Annotated in this window: 1 protein-coding gene and 1 pseudogene; both read left to right on the plus strand. The window is 71.3% G+C overall.

From position 1 onward, the window contains the following. Positions 1 to 603 precede the first annotated feature (603 nt). Positions 604 to 1,890 (plus strand): adenylosuccinate synthase, encoded by a 1,287-nt coding sequence (locus tag MR1_RS18980; RefSeq protein WP_067250826.1) that lies wholly within the window; start codon positions 604 to 606, stop codon positions 1,888 to 1,890. Positions 1,891 to 2,019: 129 nt separating this feature from the next. Continuing rightward, positions 2,020 to 2,273: pseudogene (locus MR1_RS18985) on the plus strand (3-carboxymuconate cyclase); the annotation flags it as partial.

Consider the following 2,273-nt stretch of genomic DNA (forward strand, 5'->3'; position numbering starts at 1 on the left):
CGTCTGTCCGGGGCCGCCGGTCGCGTACGGCGGCACGTCGTTCATCTGGTCCACGATGGTGGTCCCCCCTCGTCGTCGGCGCGTGCGTGGGGCGTCCGGCCCGCGGGTGCGGCCGCCGGTCGCCGAGGCACCGTGCCAGCGTAACCGGATGCGCTGGATGCGCGATGGGGAGCACTCCCCACGCGTGTCCGCCCGCCGTAGTCGTCGCGGCGGAGAACTCCTGTTGTGCGGATCCATCCGGGCTGATCCTCCGCCTGGGCGCGTGTTGTCCGCCTGAGCATTCCCGCGGGAACGTGTGAACTCCGCGGGTGCGTTGCCGCGGAGAACCCTTGTTGGTGCGGACGTAAAGGGGCAGAGGAGCCGTCGCAATGCGGGTTCTCCGCCTGAGCCCGGGTTCTCCGCCCGGGCGCGGGGTCTCCGCCCGGGCGCGGGGTCTCCGTCTGAGCGCGGGGTCTCCGCCTCGAGGAGTGCGGGGTGAGGGAGGCGGCGGCGGGGCGTCGGAGGGGGCCGGATAGGATGGGGTGGCCCGATCGGGCCAGCTCACGGCCGGTGCAAACCCGGCGAAGCAGCGGCTGCGCGAGCGGCCCGCAAAGGGGGTAACCCATGCCAGGAATCGTGATCGTCGGCGTCCAGTGGGGCGACGAGGGCAAGGGCAAGGCGACGGATCTGCTCGGCGAGCGGACGGACTGGGTCGTCAAGTTCAACGGCGGCAACAACGCCGGGCACACCGTCGTCGTCGGCGACGAGAAGTACGCCCTGCACCTGCTCCCCTCCGGCATCCTCTCCCCGGGCGTGACCCCGGTGATCGGCAACGGCGTGGTGATCGACCTGGAGGTCCTCTTCAGCGAGCTGGAGGCCCTCGGCTCGCGCGGGATCGACGTCTCGCGCCTGAAGATCAGCGCCAACGCGCACATCATCACGCAGTACCACCGGACGCTCGACAAGGTCACCGAGCGCTTCCTCGGCAAGCGCATGATCGGCACCACGGGCCGCGGGATCGGCCCCGCCTACGCCGACAAGATCAACCGCGTCGGCATCCGCGTGCAGGACCTGTTCGACGAGAACATCCTGCGTCAGAAGGTGGACGGCGCCCTCGACCAGAAGAACCACCTGCTCGTCAAGGTCTTCAACCGCCGGGCGATCGCGGCCGAGGAGATCGTGGAGGACCTCCTCTCCTACGCCGAGCGGCTGCGGCCCATGGTCGCCGACACGAGCGCGCTGCTCGACGAGGCGCTCACCCGCGGCGACGTCGTCGTGTTCGAGGGCGGCCAGGCGACCATGCTCGACGTCGACCACGGCACCTACCCGTTCGTCACCTCCTCGTCGGCCACGGCGGGCGGCGCGTCGACCGGATCGGGGGTGGGCCCCGGGCGCCTCGACCGGATCGTCGGGATCGTCAAGGCCTACACGACCCGCGTCGGCTCGGGGCCGTTCCCGACCGAGCTGTTCGACGAGCAGGGCGACTGGCTGCGCGCCCGCGGCTTCGAGTTCGGCACGACCACCGGTCGCCCCCGTCGCGTCGGCTGGTACGACGCCCCGATCACCCGGTACGCGACCCGCATCAACGGGATCACGGACCTCGTGCTGACGAAGCTGGACATCCTCACGGGCCTGGAGCGGATCCCGGTCTGCGTCGCCTACGACGTGGACGGGGAGCGCTTCGACGACGTGCCGGTCAACCAGACCGACTTCCACCACGCCAAGCCGATCCTGGAGTACTTCCCGGGGTGGACCGAGGACATCTCGTCGGCGCGGACGTTCGAGGACCTGCCGAAGAACGCCCAGGACTACGTGCTCGCGCTGGAGAAGATGAGCAACACCCGGATCTCCGTGATCGGCGTGGGGCCGGAGCGGGACGAGGTCGTCGTCCGTCACGACCTCGTCGACTGACCCGGTACGCACACGCCGCGCACGACGCGGGAGAACCGGGCGGTTCGGGTCGGGAGCGACGGGACCGGGAGGGTCCTCCCGCGTCCTCTTCCCGGAGAGACGATCGCGGACAGAGACGAAGGGGCGCACATGACGCGGTTCTGGCTCGGCGGCTACGGCGCCGACATGGAGGGATCCGCCGACGGCATCGGGCTGCTGGCGGGCGGCGACGACCACCCGGGACGGGAGCGCGCGCCGATCCGGTCGCTGGGCTACCGCGGCGCCGTCGCGCCCGCGCCGTCGCCGTCCTGGCTGGCCGCCCATCCCTCCCTGGACGTCGTGTACGCGGCGCTGGAGGGCGCGGGCGAGGTCAGAGCCTTCCGGCGGAACGGGGACACCGGGTT

Source organism: Microbacterium resistens NBRC 103078, from assembly GCF_001552355.1.
Classification (GTDB): Bacteria; Actinomycetota; Actinomycetes; order Actinomycetales; family Microbacteriaceae; genus Microbacterium; species Microbacterium resistens.